Source organism: Thiomicrorhabdus sp. ZW0627, assembly GCF_029767005.1.
GTDB lineage: Bacteria > Pseudomonadota > Gammaproteobacteria > Thiomicrospirales > Thiomicrospiraceae > Thiomicrorhabdus.
In genome coordinates this window covers 56,260-71,544 of sequence record NZ_JARUQR010000004.1, presented here as the reverse complement: position 1 = coordinate 71,544, position 15,285 = coordinate 56,260, and the positions used below count along the sequence as shown (strand labels likewise).

Genomic DNA, 15,285 nt, shown 5'->3' with positions numbered 1-15,285 from the left:
TATAGCAAATAATGCGTATTAATGAGTTTCATTAAATTACTTTATTTTAAGATTCTCGTAACGCGAGTTCTCTCGCTTTTATGATCGGTTTTAAAATATATTCCAGGATTGTGTGCTTCCCTACAACGATATCAACACTGGCTGTCATTCCCGGTAGTAAGTACAAAGGATTGTTCTTTGTTCCCAGGTGGTTATTGTCGGTTTGAATACGAGCAATGTAGAAGCTGTTTCCTTCTTCATCGGTTATGGTGTCGGCGGAAATTCGTGTAACAGTCCCCTCCAGTCCACCGTAGATCGCAAAATCATAGGCCGTAAACTTCACTTTCGCCTTCAAACCCGGATAGACAAATCCAATATCTGCCGGCAATATTTTTGTTTCAAGAACAAGCCTGTCGTCATTTGGCACGATTTCAACGATGTCGCTGCCCGGTTGAACGACTCCGCCGATTGTATTGACCAGAAGCTGCTTAATGGTTCCGTTTACAGGTGATTTGATTGCCGTGCGGCTGACACGATCCTCCAAGGCGGTATTGGATTGTTCAATCTGGCTCATTTCCGCCAACACATCATTCAGGTCTTTATGAGCTTGGTTCATGAACTCTTCTTTAGCCTGTTTACGCTTGTTTTCAGCTTCAGCAATGATGGATTTGAGTCTTGGGATGCTATTGTTCGTTGTTTTTAGTTTCGTTAAAGCATCGTTTTCTTCACGTTGCGTCTTTAAAAGATCAACTTCTGAAGCGATTCCTTGTTTAACTAAAGGCTTCATCATGCTGATCTCGCGAGTCAGAAGCGTGTGAGAGCGTGTCAGTTGAGTTTTTTGACTGTATGCTTCGCGTAAATCGAGTTTGTGTTGTTCAATTTGCGCGGCAAGAATCGCATCGTTGGTTAATAACTGTTTTTGACGTGATTGGTACAAGTTGTATTCTCGGTCAAACAGGGACTGCATAACGGGATCGTCAGGATATTTTTCCTCTGCTAAAGGTTTATCAAACGCTTCAGCTTGAAGTCTTTTGGCTTGCGCTTGCAGCTGCATCGCTCGAATTTTACTTTCACCGAATGAGCTAGCGAATTGGGTATTGTCCAGTTTGATTAAAGTATCGCCTTTTCTTACCTTATCACCGGGCTGTACAAAAATGTCTTCGACAATCCCGCCTTCGAGGTTTTGTATGATTTGGATTTTCGAGGAGGGAACTACTTTCCCTTCACCTCGGACGATCTTGTCGAGTTCGGCATAATTGGCCCACGTGATGAGCCAGATTACGACTAGAAGAACAACCCATACAACCAGTTGCGACTTTTTAGTCGGCTTTTCAAGGGCGGCTTGACTCAAGCTAGACATGAACTCCAGATCACTCTGGTCTTCACGTTTGTTTGGTCTGATTACGGTTTTAGGTTTGATTTCATCGGTCATGATAAGTTGCTTTTATTGATTCGTCCTGTCTTCAGGGCTTCCAGTACGGTACTCTTATCGCCGTCAGCGATGACTTTACCGTTATCCATGACAATTAACCGGTCTGTTAGTTGAAGTAGGCTCATTTTATGGGTAACGACAATGCTGGTGTTTTTAATGGTTCCTTTCTTGAGGCGGTCAATCATCATCTGTTCGGATTTCGCGTCTAAAGAATTTGTCGGTTCATCAAATAAGTAAATCGGTGCTTCCAGCAGTAAAGCGCGAGCGACACCGATGCTCTGTCTCTGTCCGCCTGAAAGTGAACTTCCGCCTTCGTTGATTTTAAGGCTGTAACCAGAAGGATGTTGTTTAACAAAGTCGTCAACTCCTGCAAGTCGAGCAGCTTTAATGATCACGTCGTCCTCAATATAAGGTGCACGATAAGCTATGTTTTCACGAACGTCTCCACTGAACAGAGTGACTTCTTGCGGAACATAGTTGATATTGCGTCGCAACTCAGCAGGATCAAGTTGCGTGATATCGATGCCGTCAATCAGAATGCTCCCTTCGGTTGGACGGTAAAATCCGAGAATGAGCTTCTCGATCGTAGATTTACCAGAGCCGATGCGTCCGATAATCCCGACTTTCTCTCCGGGTTTAATTTTAAAGCTTACGTGGCTTAGAGCCGGTTTGGTCTCTTCCGGGTAAGTAAAGCTGACGTCTACAAATTCAATGGAACCTTCAAAGTTAGGGTGTTGAATGAAGCGTTTGGAGTCCGGGCGCTCAATTTCCTTTTTCATTAATTCATTAAGGGTAGTAAGTGCGACTTTTGTTTGTTGGTATGAAGAGGTCAAACTCGCAAATTGTCCCATCGGTCCGATTGCTCTTTGGCTGATCATTACGGTGGCGATTAAGCCCCCCATTGTTAATTCGCCCTCTTTAATCAGGTAAACGCCGGCCAGAACGATGATAACTGTGCTCATTTGCTGCATGAACCCGGTCATTCTACCGATTGAACTTTGTAACATTTTTGAACGTATGCTTGCTCTGGCAATTTCACCGACGGCTTGTTCCCATTTCCATTGTGAATGTGCCTCGACCCCTAGTGCTTTGATGGTCTCCATAGCGGTTAGGGTTTCTATGAGCACGGCATTTTTTTGGCTCGTTGCCTCATAAGAAGCTTCAATACTGCGTTGAATCGGGTTTTTTAGAATCATGCTGTAAAGCAAGATGATCAAGATAATGCCGATTGGTACAAGTACGATGTTACCGGCAATGTAAAAAATGACCGATAGGAAGATGACTACAAAAGGTAAGTCTACCAAAGAGGCGATAGTTCCCGATGTGAAGAAGTTTCGAATGCTGTCGAATTCGCGAAGGTTGTTTGCGAAGGCACCGATACTTCCCCCTCGGTTGGCCATTGTCAGCCCCAGGGTTTGTTCGAAAAGTTTGGCGGACATTAATACGTCGCTTTTCTTTCCGGCTATCTCCAGAAAGTAGGAGCGAAGGAACTTGAGAAGGATATCGAACATATAGACGACACTAACGCCGATAGCGAGTACCCAAAGAGATTCGACGGCATTGTTTGGAACAATCCGGTCATAGACATTCATGACAAAAAGAGGGTTGGCCAGAATGAAAAAGTTGATCACAATGGATGCAATCAATACATCTCTATATATCGATCTCGCCGACCAGAGCGTACTCCAGAACCAGTGCCCCTGTTTAAAGCCGACTAGACCCTCTTCGTGATGTTCGTAGAAAGCCTTTTGAGTCAAATAGACGGCATAACCTATATAGTCTTCTTGTAGCTCTTCTAGAGAAACGGTGGTTTTACCTTCTTCGTTATCCGGGAAGATGAGAGTGGCCTGCTGTTTTTCAAAATCGATTTTTTCAAGTAGACAGGCCTGGTGATTTTTGAGCAGTAGAATGCATGGCAGAACCAGGCTGGAAATTTCGTTGAGCTTTTTCTCTTTAAAGCTTGCAGCCAGCCCGGCACGGGAGGCAGCACGTTTGAATATGTCCGGAGAAATCTCTTCGGATTGAATCGGTAAGCCCGCGGTTAGGGAGTCTTTGGAGACAGGGTTTCTATTGAGCTTGCTGTAAAGAACCAAGCACTCCAAAAGCGGACTGTTAATCCCGCTGAACGACGTTCCCGGTTTATAGTCAATGGCGTCGTTGTCCATTAAATTATTCGGTGTGGAACTGGCCGTCATTGTGCTCGTAGCTTCCTATTCGTTAGTAAAATTCATAATGGAGTGACTTTATCCGAGATTCCATAATAATTCAATGTCTATTAAGTTGTCTTTTGTAAAACCACGGTTTTTTCTTTGAGTTACTCGGCTAATGGTGTTGGTGCACCGTAATAGTAACCTTGGAAAAGCGGGACTCCAAGTTCTTTGAAAGCATCAAGCTGGGCTTGGTTTTCAATCGCCATGGCTATGACTTTGATGTCCAGGCTTTTCGCCATCTCACACAGGCTTGAAACGTAAGAGCGGGTCTGATCGTCGCTCTCAATCGCTTTACTGAACGCGGAATCCAATTTTACATAATCGGGTTGAAGTCCTTGTAAGTAGCGCAAGTTGGCAAAGCGGCTTCCGAAATGGTCGATACCGATTGCTACGCCAAGTGCTTTCAGGGATCGGATGAAATCAAACGTTGTTTCAGGAGACTCCGAAATTAACTGCTCCGTTAATTCAAAAGAAAGGTTTTTACAGTAGCTGCCTGAATGTTGCAATTTGTCCAGAAGCCAAGACTGCAAATCTCGGTTCAAGATGATCGAGCGAGTGAGGTTAACTGATAAGCGATGGGTGCTTGAGTGGGTTGCTAGGTAGTCGAAAACCAACCCAACGACCAGTTTGTCGATTTCCGTCGTCTTACCAAGTTGTTCAACAGCAGGCATAAAGTAGCCTGCCGAATGAACTGTGCCTTCTTCATCTTTTAGACGAATCAGTACTTCTTTATCATCAATCTTTCCGTCTAACGTATAAGCGCTTTGTTGGTAAAGGATGAAACGGGCTTCCTGGATGGCTTTTTCGATCAGGTTAGTCCAAATTGAGTTCTGGTTATCTGTCTGAGCTTGGTCTGAATAATAGAATGCGTTGTTCTCACCTTGCTCACTGGCCTGTTGAATGGCGTAGTCCAGGGAGGAAAGCAGCTTGCCTCGGCTGTCACCTGGTTGGTAATCCATGAAAGCGACGGAAACTGAAACCGGCGCATGGCTGGCATTGAGTTCCGACAATAAGTCTGGAATGGCGTCGTTAATGGCTTGCAGGCCGGGTTGAATTTTATTTTGAGATTCTGACGGAATGACCGCAACCAGTTCCGTTCCGTTGAGTCTTGCGGACAAAGCGTCAGGTGAAGTGATGCCTTCTTGCATTTTATCCGCGATGTTTTTAACCAGTTGGTCTCCGATTAAGTAGCCGAATTGGTCGTTGAGTTCTTTCAGACCATGAATTCGGATTAAAGCGATGATGCCAGGGCTGGCGTCTTCTTTCGGATCCAGTAGGCTGTCGACAATCATTTCAAAGTGGCGGCGGTTACTTAATCCGGTTACGTTATCCTGGTAGGCCATTTTTTGCAGTCTTTCAGCTGTCTTGGCATCACGTTCGAAGACTTCTTTCATTTTTTGAACCATGGCGTTCATCGCCGAGACCACGCGTCTGAATTCAACGGTATTAGGCAAGTGATCCTGAACCAGATATTCTTTTTTTACAATCGCTTCAGCTTGTTTTTCCATTTGTTTCAATGGCTTCAACATGATTCTAAGGGCGGTAACGACAATCAGGATGGCGGCCGCTGCGGCTAGTAGGAACCAAGTTGATAGATTGATGAAGGCTTTCCAAAGTTCAATGTACGCGTAGCCGGTATGGCTGGTAACTTCTAATGTGCCCGTTGGAATCCAGCCGGATTGGACTACAGCGGCCGCTGGTGGGGTCTGTAAGTCAATTGAATGGATGAACCAGCTTGGCACAGCTTCCATTTCTTTCGGGTTGGTGCGCTCATATAGTATCTTTCCGTCCATGTCTGTCAGGGTAATGTTGGAATAATAGCCGCGATCGAACACCGCATTGATCATGGTTTCCATTGTCGGCAGATCGTCCGGATCGGCATTGCTGCTTAAAGATAGGCCTAGTGAGGTCGCGGTATCCTGTGCGTGCGAACTTAACTGATCCTGCAGAAAGTTTTTGGTGTTTGAAAGGTTGAGTGCAAATGTCCCTATGAGTAAGATCAAAAGCATGGATGCGATAAAAATCATCATCTGTTTGTTTAAGCTCATATGTTTTTCCTTTCTATCCGGATAGGCCTCAATGTCGTGAGGTATGTCTATTTAATTATTTTCCAGCTTTTTAAGCAGAATGTTCCATTTTTTCAGCCTTTGTGTGCCGCCTTTGACTTCTTTACCTTTTCCTCGCTGTCTGGACAGCCAGAGGCCGTCACCGTTAAAGCTGTATATAGGTACGAGGTCGTTACGTTTTGTGGCTGGAAAAATACGTTTGTTGATGTTGTCCAATACCAATGGAATGGATTTCGGTGTTTCAAAATAGGTCAAAACCATATGGGTTTGATTGAGTCGAATCGCCTTAACGTATGTTAGATAAAGCTTTTCTTCCGGGATTCCGATGGCTTTGAGGGTAAAGTATTTGGCAATGACGTAATCTTCACAGTCTCCGGCATCCGTGCCTAGGAATTCAATCGGAGTAGCCCAGTAATCGCTTTTTTTCCAGTGAATTTGGTCGGAAACGAATTGCGCTTGGTTGAAAAAGTCATTGACGGCTTTGAGGACTGTTTTTTCAGGACGGCCGATATTATCGTCAACTAACTCTTGCCATGCTTGCAAGCGTTTGACTGCGAGAGGTCCATATTTTTGACCGGCGGCGGCAAGCTGTTTTTCGGTAAAAACCTTGGTGGGATTTTGTACGTTGGCGCTTAATAAGCTTGTTGTCAGGCCGATAGCCAGGATGAACGAAAACCTAACCCAAGTGGTCATAAACCACCTGTTGGGTTAGGTTATTTCGTTGGTATTGAAGTTCAAATGCTTCAACGACTGCTTTATTTCCCGATGTTTTCGGGAAGTCGAGCTTTAGCTGCATCGGGCACTTCAGTACGAGGGATGACTTTAAGTTCAATACGACGGTTTTTCTGTCTTCCTTCCGCCGTTTTGTTGTCAGCAATCGGAGCTTCTTCACCTTTACCAAGAATGTAAAGTTGATCGTCTTTTAGTTGCATTGCATTCAACAAGAACTCTTTAGCGCTGTCCGCACGACGCCATGACAACCACAGGTTGTATTGGTTTGAACCGACGCTGTCCGTATGTCCGGTAACCAAAATAACTTCTGTGCTCTTCAAAGTTTTTAAGCGACTTGCGTTCTGCTTAAGTACTGCAGCTTGATCGTCACGGATTTTCGAAGAGTTGGTGTCAAATACGATGTTACTTAGAACAAGGACTTCTGGAGGGCATCCGTATTTGTTGACCTTCACGCCTAGTGGGGTGCCAGGGCACTGATCGTCGTCGTTGAATACGCCGTCACGGTCTTCATCCATGTCCAAAGGACAACCTTTTTCATCTACTGGCGTACCTAGAGGTGTGTCAGGACAAAGATCGATTGAGTTGGCAACGCCATCACGGTCATCGTCAGGTTCACAGCCCAAAGAGTTGACTTTTACGCCAGGAGGAGTGCCTGGGCACTGGTCGTCTTTGTCATAGACGCCGTCACCGTCGCTGTCCAGTTCGCAGCCGTATGAGTCGACTTTGATGCCGGGGACGGTATTTTGGCAATGGTCTAACTTGTCTGTAACGCCGTCTTCGTCTAAGTCTTTATATTCTTGGGTAAGCGCTTCAGGATCATCTTCATACAGAACCTTAATGGCAGCGGATGGGTACTCTTTAGTTTCTTCCGTCGTGGAACAGCCGTTTAATCCGGCCATAAAAGCAAGAGTAAGCAATAGGTAAATTCTTGACTGATTTGATAAGCGTATCATGACTGGCTCCAGGGATTTTAAGAGTGAGTTGCCTATGGTTGATAAATGTGAGTTGAAACTTATCTTTGCATAATAACCTAGTCTCGCATAATTTTTATTAAAAATGCGTAGAAAATGAGATATTTTTATTCTAACTCAAATGATGCGCATGCCTAAATTAAATTCTTTTATAGAACTAGGGTTATTGCCTTGTGCAATTGTTCGTCGGAAAGTATCACCGGATTACCTAACATGCTGCCGCTTCGGCAACTTTTGATGACCGGTTCTAGGTTGTCGGTGGATAGCCCGAATTCTCCCAGGCCTTGCGGCGTGTAAGTTTGAGCATATCTTTGCAAGATTTTCACCAGGCCTGTTAGTTCTTCACCGGGTTTTGAATCCGGATTGAGCAGGCGGCCTATTTGGACATATTTTTCCAATGATTGACGGGTTTGTACAGAATCCTGTTGATGTAGGGCTTCGATGTTCATTTCGGTAATGGGAGCCAGAAGTTTCGCGCAGACAATCCCATGAGGTGCTTCGAAGAAGGCGCCGATCGGGCCGGCCAAACCGTGTACAGCGCCCAGTCCCGCATTGGCAAGCGTCGTTCCGGAAAGCGAAGCAGCCAGCATCAAGCGGCTGTAGCCTTGTTGTTGAAGAGCTTCGTTTTCACTTTCGATGGCTTCGAATGCCCCCTTGAATAGGGTCATGCCTTGCCAGGCCAGTGCATCGGTAATCGGATTGGGTTTAAGTGTGGTGTAGGACTCAAGCAGTTGAGTGAAAGCATCCATCCCGGTTGCATAGAGTATGTCTTTTGGGCAGCTCAGTAGCAGTTCCGGATCCAGCCAGGCTTCTTTGGCCAGTAGTTTGTCACTGCGGAAAGACTTTTTGAATTCTCCCAAACGTGACAGCACGGAATTTTTCGTCGTTTCGCTGCCGGTTCCAGCGGTGGTCGGTACCGCAATGAATGGGCAGGTTTCAACATCAAACGCTTTGCCGGCACCGACACCTTCCAGATAATCCATGACCGAGGTTTGGCTAGGAATCAGGCCGGCAATCGCTTTGGCTGCATCCAGAACGCTGCCGCCACCGATGCCGATGACCGCTTCAGTATCAGGTTTGCATTGGCTGGTAATGTAGTCGACCAAGTCAGGGGAAGGTTCACCGGACACGGTGAAGTGATCGACCAGACGATTGTTTTCCATCAGCGTGTCGCGAACGATTTGCCCAAACTCACCAGGCCTGCTCAAAAAATTACCGGTTATCAAAACCACCCGACCACGGTAGTTCTCTTTCAGGTGTTCGATCAATTGATGACGAATTCCCCAGCCGAAATGAATATGTGGCATGGGGGCGAATTGAAACGGCGGAATGGTTTGGTGCATGAAGCGAATCCGTATAGTTTGGGTTGAGTGGTTGCTCGCAATTGGTACTAAGAAGTTTAATCTTTTTTAAGAAACGATTTCAAATTCGCCAAATGGGCGTTGCCTTCTTCCATCTGCTCTTCCTTGCTGACCACTTGGCCGGGTTTACCTTCCCATTTAAGGATGTCCTGCGGCAGTTCTTCAAGGAAACGGCTCGGTTCGCAAGCCATGTCTTCACCGTATTTTCTGCGCTTGGATGCGTAGGTCATAGTCAGAGTCTTTTGCGCTCGAGTGATTCCGACATAGGCTAAGCGGCGTTCTTCTTCCAGTCCCGGCGATTCCAAGTTTTGTTTGTGAGGCAAAAGCTCTTCTTCCATTCCGATCAGAAAAACGTGCGGGAACTCCAATCCTTTAGAAGCATGCAGCGTCATCAAGCTGACCATGTCGTGTTCCTTTTCAGATTCATTGCGCTCCATCATGTCCATCAAGGTCATGTGGGTGACAATGGTCTGAAGCTTCTTTTCTTCTCCGTCTTCTTCAATCGCTTTGTTGATGATGCGTTCAATCCACAGTACCAGTTCGCGTACATTGGCGATACGGCGTTCGGCGGTTTTGACATTACTGGCAGTTTCATGAATCCAGTTGTCGTACTCCAAGGTTTCGATCAGTTGGCGCACGAATGAAACAACTTCTTCGCCTTCAGCCGAATCGGCTTTTTGAACCCAGTCCAGAAGTTGTTGCCCAAAGTATTGAACTCGTTTCAAGGCCTTTTCCGAAAGAATGGTGGTTAGGCCGAATTCCTGAGTGGCGTCGAACAGGCTGATGCCGCGCCCAGTGGCGTACGTTGCCAGTTTCTCCAAGGTGGAAGCACCGATTTCTCGGCGTGGCGTATTGACGATTCGCAAGAAAGCAGCGTCGTCGTCCGGGTTTACGATGAGTTTTAGGTAACTCATGATGTCCTTGATTTCGGCATGATCGAAAAAGGACTTTCCGCCGGAAATCACGTAAGGAATGTTCTGTTCGCGCAGGGCGCGTTCCATCAAACGCGCCTGGTGATTGCCCCGGTATAGGATTGCGTAATCTTTGTTTTTGGTGCGATTCTTGAATTTGTGGACGATGATTTCCGAGACGACACGTTCCGCTTCTTGGTTTTCGTTGGCGCAGGAAATGACGCGAAGATGGTCGCCCATTCCCATGTCACTCCACAGTGATTTTTCAAATACGTGCGGGTTGTTGGCGATTAGCTGGTTGGCCGATTGTAGGATACGGTTACTGGAACGGTAGTTCTGTTCCAGCTTGATTAGTTTCAGTGCCGGGAAGTCTTCTTTTAGAAGAGCCAGGTTTTCCGGCTGGGCGCCACGCCAGGCATAGATCGATTGGTCGTCGTCGCCAACCACTGTGAAGCGTGCCTGTACACCGACCAGTTGTTTCACCAGCTCATACTGTGAGGCGTTGGTATCCTGGTACTCATCCACCAGTAGATAACGAACCTTGTTTTGCCATTTGTCGAGTACGTCCGGATTTTCATTGAACAGTTTTACCGGCAGGCCGATCAAGTCATCAAAATCTACGGCGTTATAGGCGTGTAGCTGTTTCTGGTAGGCCTGGTACAAAAGGGCACGGGCTTGCTGTTGGGCATCTTCGGCCGTTTCCAGCGCTTGTTGCGGTGTGATGTGCGCGTTTTTCCAGTTTGAGATGTCCCATTGCACCCCGTCCAAGACTTCGGGGTCAAGCGACTGTTTATGCATTAATTCCTTCAGAATCTGGCCACTGTCGGTAGCGTCCATGATCGAGAAGTTCGGCTTGTAACCCAGCGCTTTATATTCCTGACGCAGGATGTTTAGACCCAAGTTGTGGAAGGTCGAAACGTTCAAGCCTTTGGTGTTTTCGTCTTTGAGTAGCTTGGTGACACGCTCTTTCATCTCTTTGGCGGATTTGTTGGTAAAGGTCACAGCATAGATATTGTGCGCTTTGTAGTCGTGCTGACGAATCAAGTAAGCGATCTTTTCAGTGATAACACGGGTTTTTCCGGAACCTGCACCAGCCAATACCAGCGCTGGGGTCTCGATGTGTTTAACCGCTTCATATTGTCGTTCGTTTAGGCTATGCATTCTGGCTTCTGGTTCTTTTTTAACTACTTCTAAAACTGCTGCTAAAGTTGCTTATTGGGTTCTGATGCTTTTTGAATTATTCGATCAGCAGAAAAGGTACAATATGATAATTCAAATTGAGACGAATTACTTTAGGAAAAAACCAGTATGGCCACCATTCATGAGTTAAAGCAAGATCTGCACATTGATGCGAATTTGATGGGTAAACCGCTACGGTTCGCCACCACATGGGGGATTTTCAGTCCACGTGAAATCGATTCGGGAACCGATCTTTTTTTACGTCATCTGGATATCAAGGATGACGAAGTTGCCTTGGATATCGGTTGCGGTTACGGGCCGATTGGGTTGGCGATTGCCGCCAATGCGCCAAAAGGCGAAGTGCATATGGTCGACAAGGATTTCGTGGCCGTTGAATATGCCAACAAGAATGCGGAAATGAATGGCCTGACGAATGCCAAGGCTTATTTGTCAAACGGGTTGAGCAACGTTCCAAAAGATATGGAATTCACCACGGTGGTGTCGAATATTCCTGCTAAGGTTGGTAAGGAAATGTTGAGTATTCTGTTGCACGATGTCCATCAGCAACTAACGCCGGGAGGTCAATTTGTCGTCGTGACCATTAATGGGTTGCGTCAGTACATGAAGCGAAACTTTGTGGAAGTGTTCGGCAATTACGAAAAGGTAAAGCAGGGGAAAGATTACACCATCTCTCGTTGCGTTAAGGAGTGAGGAAGAGTCGGTAGCTCACGGATGGTTGATGTTTGAGCTGCTGTTAGGACGAGGGGGTTAAAAAGAGGGGCTTTCTTTTTACGGAATAGCCCCTTAACTGAGTCTAACTACAAACAAAAAAATAGAACTGTCCTTGCAAGTGTGGGCAGTGTTCTTATTCTTATCTAATTCTCGTCTTAAAAGTTATAACCAACACCTACGTTCAGTGAGTTTTCATCAACGCCATATTTTGATTCATAAGTGGTATAAGAAACAGAACCATAAACCTGGCTATTGAAGTCATGTTCAAGACCAAGTGTTCCAAAATAACGGTCATGACTGAATTTGTCGTTTGAAGCTTCCATTTGACTCCACTTATATCCGACTTTGGCAAACCCTTTAAGGTCTTCAGTAATTTTGATCGTACCTTTAAGGTCTAGTCCGTAAAGATGGTTGATTGCGTATTTTGCATCACCCGGAACATTGTCTTTAGAGAGGCCTGTACCCAAAAAACCTTCAACGGCAAAATATTCGTTTAAATTCTTACCGAATGTAGCGGTTAGTACCGGAATTTCCAGGCTGGAACCTGAGTTTTCTGCTTTGTACAGGCTGAAGCCCAATTCCGCATAAGTACCAGCCATTGCATTGGTAGAATCCTCAGCCATTGCGGCAGACGTTGACGCAGCTAAGATAGCCACAGCAATTAAACTTTTTTTCATTTTGTAAACCTTATAATTAGTGAACCCATCCCTAGGTATAGTTTTATTACATAAAGCGTGCGGAATTGTACGTATTAAATTTTAGGTGTCAACCCGTGGTTTTTTGGGGTTATACCGGCGTTTGTGAACGGCGTAAGACGAGTGATATGAAAGCATTAAAAAAGCTGGTGTTTTTATTGCCTTGTTATTGTTTAGTGCCTTGTCTAGAATACGGGGTAGTCTTGATGAGACGTTTTATAAAATTTAGGAGTGTGCTGTGAGAAGTTCTTGGTTGGTGATGTTAACGTTTTTATTCGGTATGGTTACTCTGTCTCAGGCCGCTGAAGCCGCTCGTTTGGGTGGTGGTTCCAGCTTCGGATACTCTAAAACAATCCCTTCCAAATCGTACAGCACAGCCCCTAAATCCACAGCGACCAAACCGGCGGCAACCACGGGTAAAACCACGGCGACAAGCGGCGCGTCCAAATGGTTGGGGCCTTTGGCCGGTTTGGCAGCTGGTGGCCTGCTGGCAGCGATGCTGTTTGGCGATGGCTTTGAAGGAATTCAGTTGATGGATATGTTGATCTTTGCACTGATCGCTTATATGTTGTTCAAACTGTTTGCCTCGAGTCGTAGCCGTCAGCAGCCGATTTACGGCCAGTCGTCTGAAGGAACTTACCAGTCAGACAATCAGACCGTCAGCCGTCGTCAAGCCTATTCCGAATTTTCAGGTCAGCCGAATTACGATCCTTATCAGGAAGGATCGATTATAGGCTCAGCGTTAGGTGAAGGAATTTCCGATCAGGCCGTTACAGTACATGAAGTACCAGCCTGGTTTAACGCGCAGCAGTTTGTAGAAGGGGCTAAAGGCCATTTTGTTACACTACAGAAAGCATGGGATGATTTGGATCTGAAAGAGGTCGAATCCTACTGTACACCAGAATTGTTCGCGGAAATTAAGCAGCAAGCACAAGGACGTGTTCCCGGAGATAATGTGACCGTTGTGGATACATTGGACGCGGAAATTGCCGACATGGCCATTGATGGCGATTATTTTGTTGTGAGTGTTCGTTTTAGTGGCTTCATTCAGGAAGAAGCCGAAGCGGATGCGCATGCATTTAATGAAGTTTGGCATATCCGTAGAGACGCATCCGATCAAGGTAATTGGTTGGTTGCGGGTATTCAGCAGATGCATTAGATCGGGACTTAACATTAAGTTATCTAAGCATAAGCGAGGGGGAGTGATGGGTATTAACCTAATCAAGGCAGTCGGTATTTTTTTGGGATTATTTGTCCTGACGGGGGGGCTTTCAGGGTGTTCCAAAGAGCCGGTGACGCTTCAGTCAGCACAGATCGTAGAGAATCTGGACAAGGGTTCCGGTAATTTCGACCGAGTATTGATGATCTGCTTCAATCATCCGTTAACCGATACTTATTACCATAAGGTCACGATTCTGACCAAAGAGTCCGTAAAGATTTCCGGAGAAGGCTTGTTGCGGCCTTTGGCATCCGATCCCGACAATAAATGTCAGTTGAAAAATATTTATACTTATATCAACAAGGATTCGCCGATCGGGGCCCGTGAATTGATTCGTGACTACGTGATTCCCGGCAATGTCAGCCAGATTTTGATTCAAGTTTATGAGTCAGAACCGGAAGGAAAGGAGCGCCCGATTACCGAGCGTGTGTTCAAGAATCTTTAATAAGATGAACAAAAAGGTCGGTGAGCTGTGTGTTTAGAACATAAAATACGCGGCTTAAAAACCAGCAGGCCTGGTATGGCAAAAGAACCATACCAGGCCTTTTTATTGGCATATTATTGTTTTGAGTATCAAGTATGTATGACTTCCCCCAGCCATTAATGGACAGTCTGGCTTACGCCTATGGCAAGCCGTTTTGTTCAGCCGTCTATAAAGTCAGTCCTGAAGATTTTGTAGTCGAAGAGCAGATTGCTTACGAATTGAGTGGTGAAGGGGAGCATCTGTGGTGCTGGGTAGAGAAGCGTGGCGAGAATACCGACTGGGTGTTGCAACAACTGGCTAAATGGGCGGGCGTTTCCCCAGCGCGTATTGGTGTGGCGGGTCAAAAAGACCGCCACGCCGTCACCCGTCAATGGTTCAGTATTCAGCTGCCGGGACAAGCGGATCCCAATCCCGAGGATTTGGGGCTTGAAAACGTCAAGATTCTTAAGATGGTGCGTCATCAACGTAAGTTGCAAACCGGAGGGTTGAGCGGTAACCGATTCGAGTTGGTGCTTCGTCAACTTCAAGCTCAACCGGATGAATTGCAAACCCGCTTGCTACAAATTCAGCAGTTTGGCGTGCCGAATTATTTCGGAGAGCAGCGTTTCGGGTTCAAGGGCAATAATCTCTGCAAGGCCACGGATTTTCTGCAAGGAAAAATGAAACGGGTCAAACGCAATCAGAAAAGTCTGTATATTTCCGCGGCACGTTCCTGGTTGTTTAATTTGGTTTTGAGCGAGCGGGTGAGCCAGGAAAATTGGAATCGTTTTAAAGTTGGTGATGTTTTACAACTTGAAGGCTCTTCCCGTTGGTTTGTAGAGGATGGATCGGAAGATCTGGCTGAAAGAGTGGAGAGCGGTGACCTGCATCCTACAGGTCCACTGGTTGGCAGGGGGGAGTTGCCCAGTCAGGAGTCGGTGCGTACTTTGGAAGAATCGATTGTCCAGCCGTATGACATTTGGTTGCAAGGTTTGGAGCAACTAGGATTAAAGCAGGATCGTCGGTCTTTAAGGGTATTACCGAAAGATTTTGAGTGGCAGTGGCTCAAAGGCGGCAGTGGTGAAGAGGCGGTGGCTGCATTGAAAGTGAGTTTTTCATTGCCGGCCGGGTCTTATGCAACCATGGTTTTGCGCGAGATCTGCCAAATTCAGGATGCACAGATAGCAAAAAAAATGGAACAGCATTCCGGCGTATAATGAATGCATAGGAAAACCCCGCTATGGTTGTTTAATTAGAGATGGCGGGTGCGTTTAATAAAGAAGGTCGAATGATTCTCAATACATTGAGTTTACATTTGGTAAGGAGTTGACTTAC

The 15,285-nt window shown here is 46.1% G+C and carries 12 protein-coding genes; 4 read left to right on the top strand and 8 right to left on the bottom strand.

Annotated elements, in window-relative coordinates; genetic code table 11:
• Nucleotides 1-46 precede the first annotated feature (46 nt).
• From QCB45_RS09020 to rep, 7 genes are all read right to left on the bottom strand, one after another.
• Nucleotides 47-1,411: an HlyD family type I secretion periplasmic adaptor subunit gene (locus tag QCB45_RS09020; protein WP_279420620.1), complete on the bottom strand. Its 1,365-nt coding sequence runs from the start codon at nt 1,409-1,411 to the stop codon at nt 47-49.
• The gene (locus QCB45_RS09015) at nt 1,408-3,606 is read right to left on the bottom strand and encodes a type I secretion system permease/ATPase (RefSeq protein WP_279420619.1); all 2,199 of its coding nucleotides are present in this window, start codon (nt 3,604-3,606) and stop codon (nt 1,408-1,410) included. The genes QCB45_RS09020 and QCB45_RS09015 overlap by 4 nt, the downstream gene beginning before the upstream one ends.
• Nucleotides 3,607-3,725: 119 nt before the next feature.
• Nucleotides 3,726-5,669: an EAL domain-containing protein gene (locus QCB45_RS09010; RefSeq protein WP_279420618.1), complete on the bottom strand. Its 1,944-nt coding sequence runs from the start codon at nt 5,667-5,669 to the stop codon at nt 3,726-3,728.
• A 51-nt stretch (nt 5,670-5,720) separates the two neighbouring features.
• Nucleotides 5,721-6,380, bottom strand: a complete 660-nt coding sequence (locus QCB45_RS09005) for a transglutaminase-like cysteine peptidase (protein WP_279420617.1) — start codon at nt 6,378-6,380, stop codon at nt 5,721-5,723.
• Nucleotides 6,381-6,442: 62 nt separating this feature from the next.
• Entirely contained in the window at nt 6,443-7,372 is a 930-nt protein-coding gene (locus QCB45_RS09000) for an OmpA family protein (RefSeq protein ID WP_279420616.1), read from the bottom strand.
• Between the two features lie 167 nt (nt 7,373-7,539).
• Complete coding sequence (locus QCB45_RS08995; protein WP_279420615.1) at nt 7,540-8,733, bottom strand: iron-containing alcohol dehydrogenase; 1,194 nt, start codon at nt 8,731-8,733, stop codon at nt 7,540-7,542.
• A 56-nt stretch (nt 8,734-8,789) separates the two neighbouring features.
• On the bottom strand, nt 8,790-10,823 hold the full coding sequence (gene rep / locus QCB45_RS08990; RefSeq protein WP_279420614.1) for a DNA helicase Rep: 2,034 nt from the start codon (nt 10,821-10,823) through the stop codon (nt 8,790-8,792).
• Between the two features lie 147 nt (nt 10,824-10,970).
• Here rep and QCB45_RS08985 point away from each other — a divergent pair, with 147 nt between their 5' ends.
• Nucleotides 10,971-11,552 (top strand): methyltransferase, encoded by a 582-nt coding sequence (locus QCB45_RS08985; RefSeq protein WP_279420613.1) that lies wholly within the window; start codon nt 10,971-10,973, stop codon nt 11,550-11,552.
• 176 nt (nt 11,553-11,728) lie between these two features.
• Here QCB45_RS08985 and QCB45_RS08980 read toward each other — a convergent pair whose 3' ends face one another.
• Complete coding sequence (locus QCB45_RS08980) at nt 11,729-12,250, bottom strand: porin family protein (protein ID WP_279420612.1); 522 nt, start codon at nt 12,248-12,250, stop codon at nt 11,729-11,731.
• A 256-nt stretch (nt 12,251-12,506) separates the two neighbouring features.
• Between QCB45_RS08980 and QCB45_RS08975 the strand changes: the two genes are divergently transcribed.
• From QCB45_RS08975 to truD, 3 genes are all read left to right on the top strand, one after another.
• Nucleotides 12,507-13,427: a Tim44-like domain-containing protein gene (locus tag QCB45_RS08975; RefSeq protein WP_279420611.1), complete on the top strand. Its 921-nt coding sequence runs from the start codon at nt 12,507-12,509 to the stop codon at nt 13,425-13,427.
• A 46-nt stretch (nt 13,428-13,473) separates the two neighbouring features.
• Nucleotides 13,474-13,932, top strand: a complete 459-nt coding sequence (locus QCB45_RS08970) for a hypothetical protein (RefSeq protein ID WP_279420610.1) — start codon at nt 13,474-13,476, stop codon at nt 13,930-13,932.
• A gap of 134 nt (nt 13,933-14,066) precedes the next feature.
• Nucleotides 14,067-15,167 (top strand): tRNA pseudouridine(13) synthase TruD, encoded by a 1,101-nt coding sequence (truD, locus tag QCB45_RS08965; RefSeq protein ID WP_279420609.1) that lies wholly within the window; start codon nt 14,067-14,069, stop codon nt 15,165-15,167.
• The last annotated feature ends 118 nt before the right edge of the window (nt 15,168-15,285 follow it).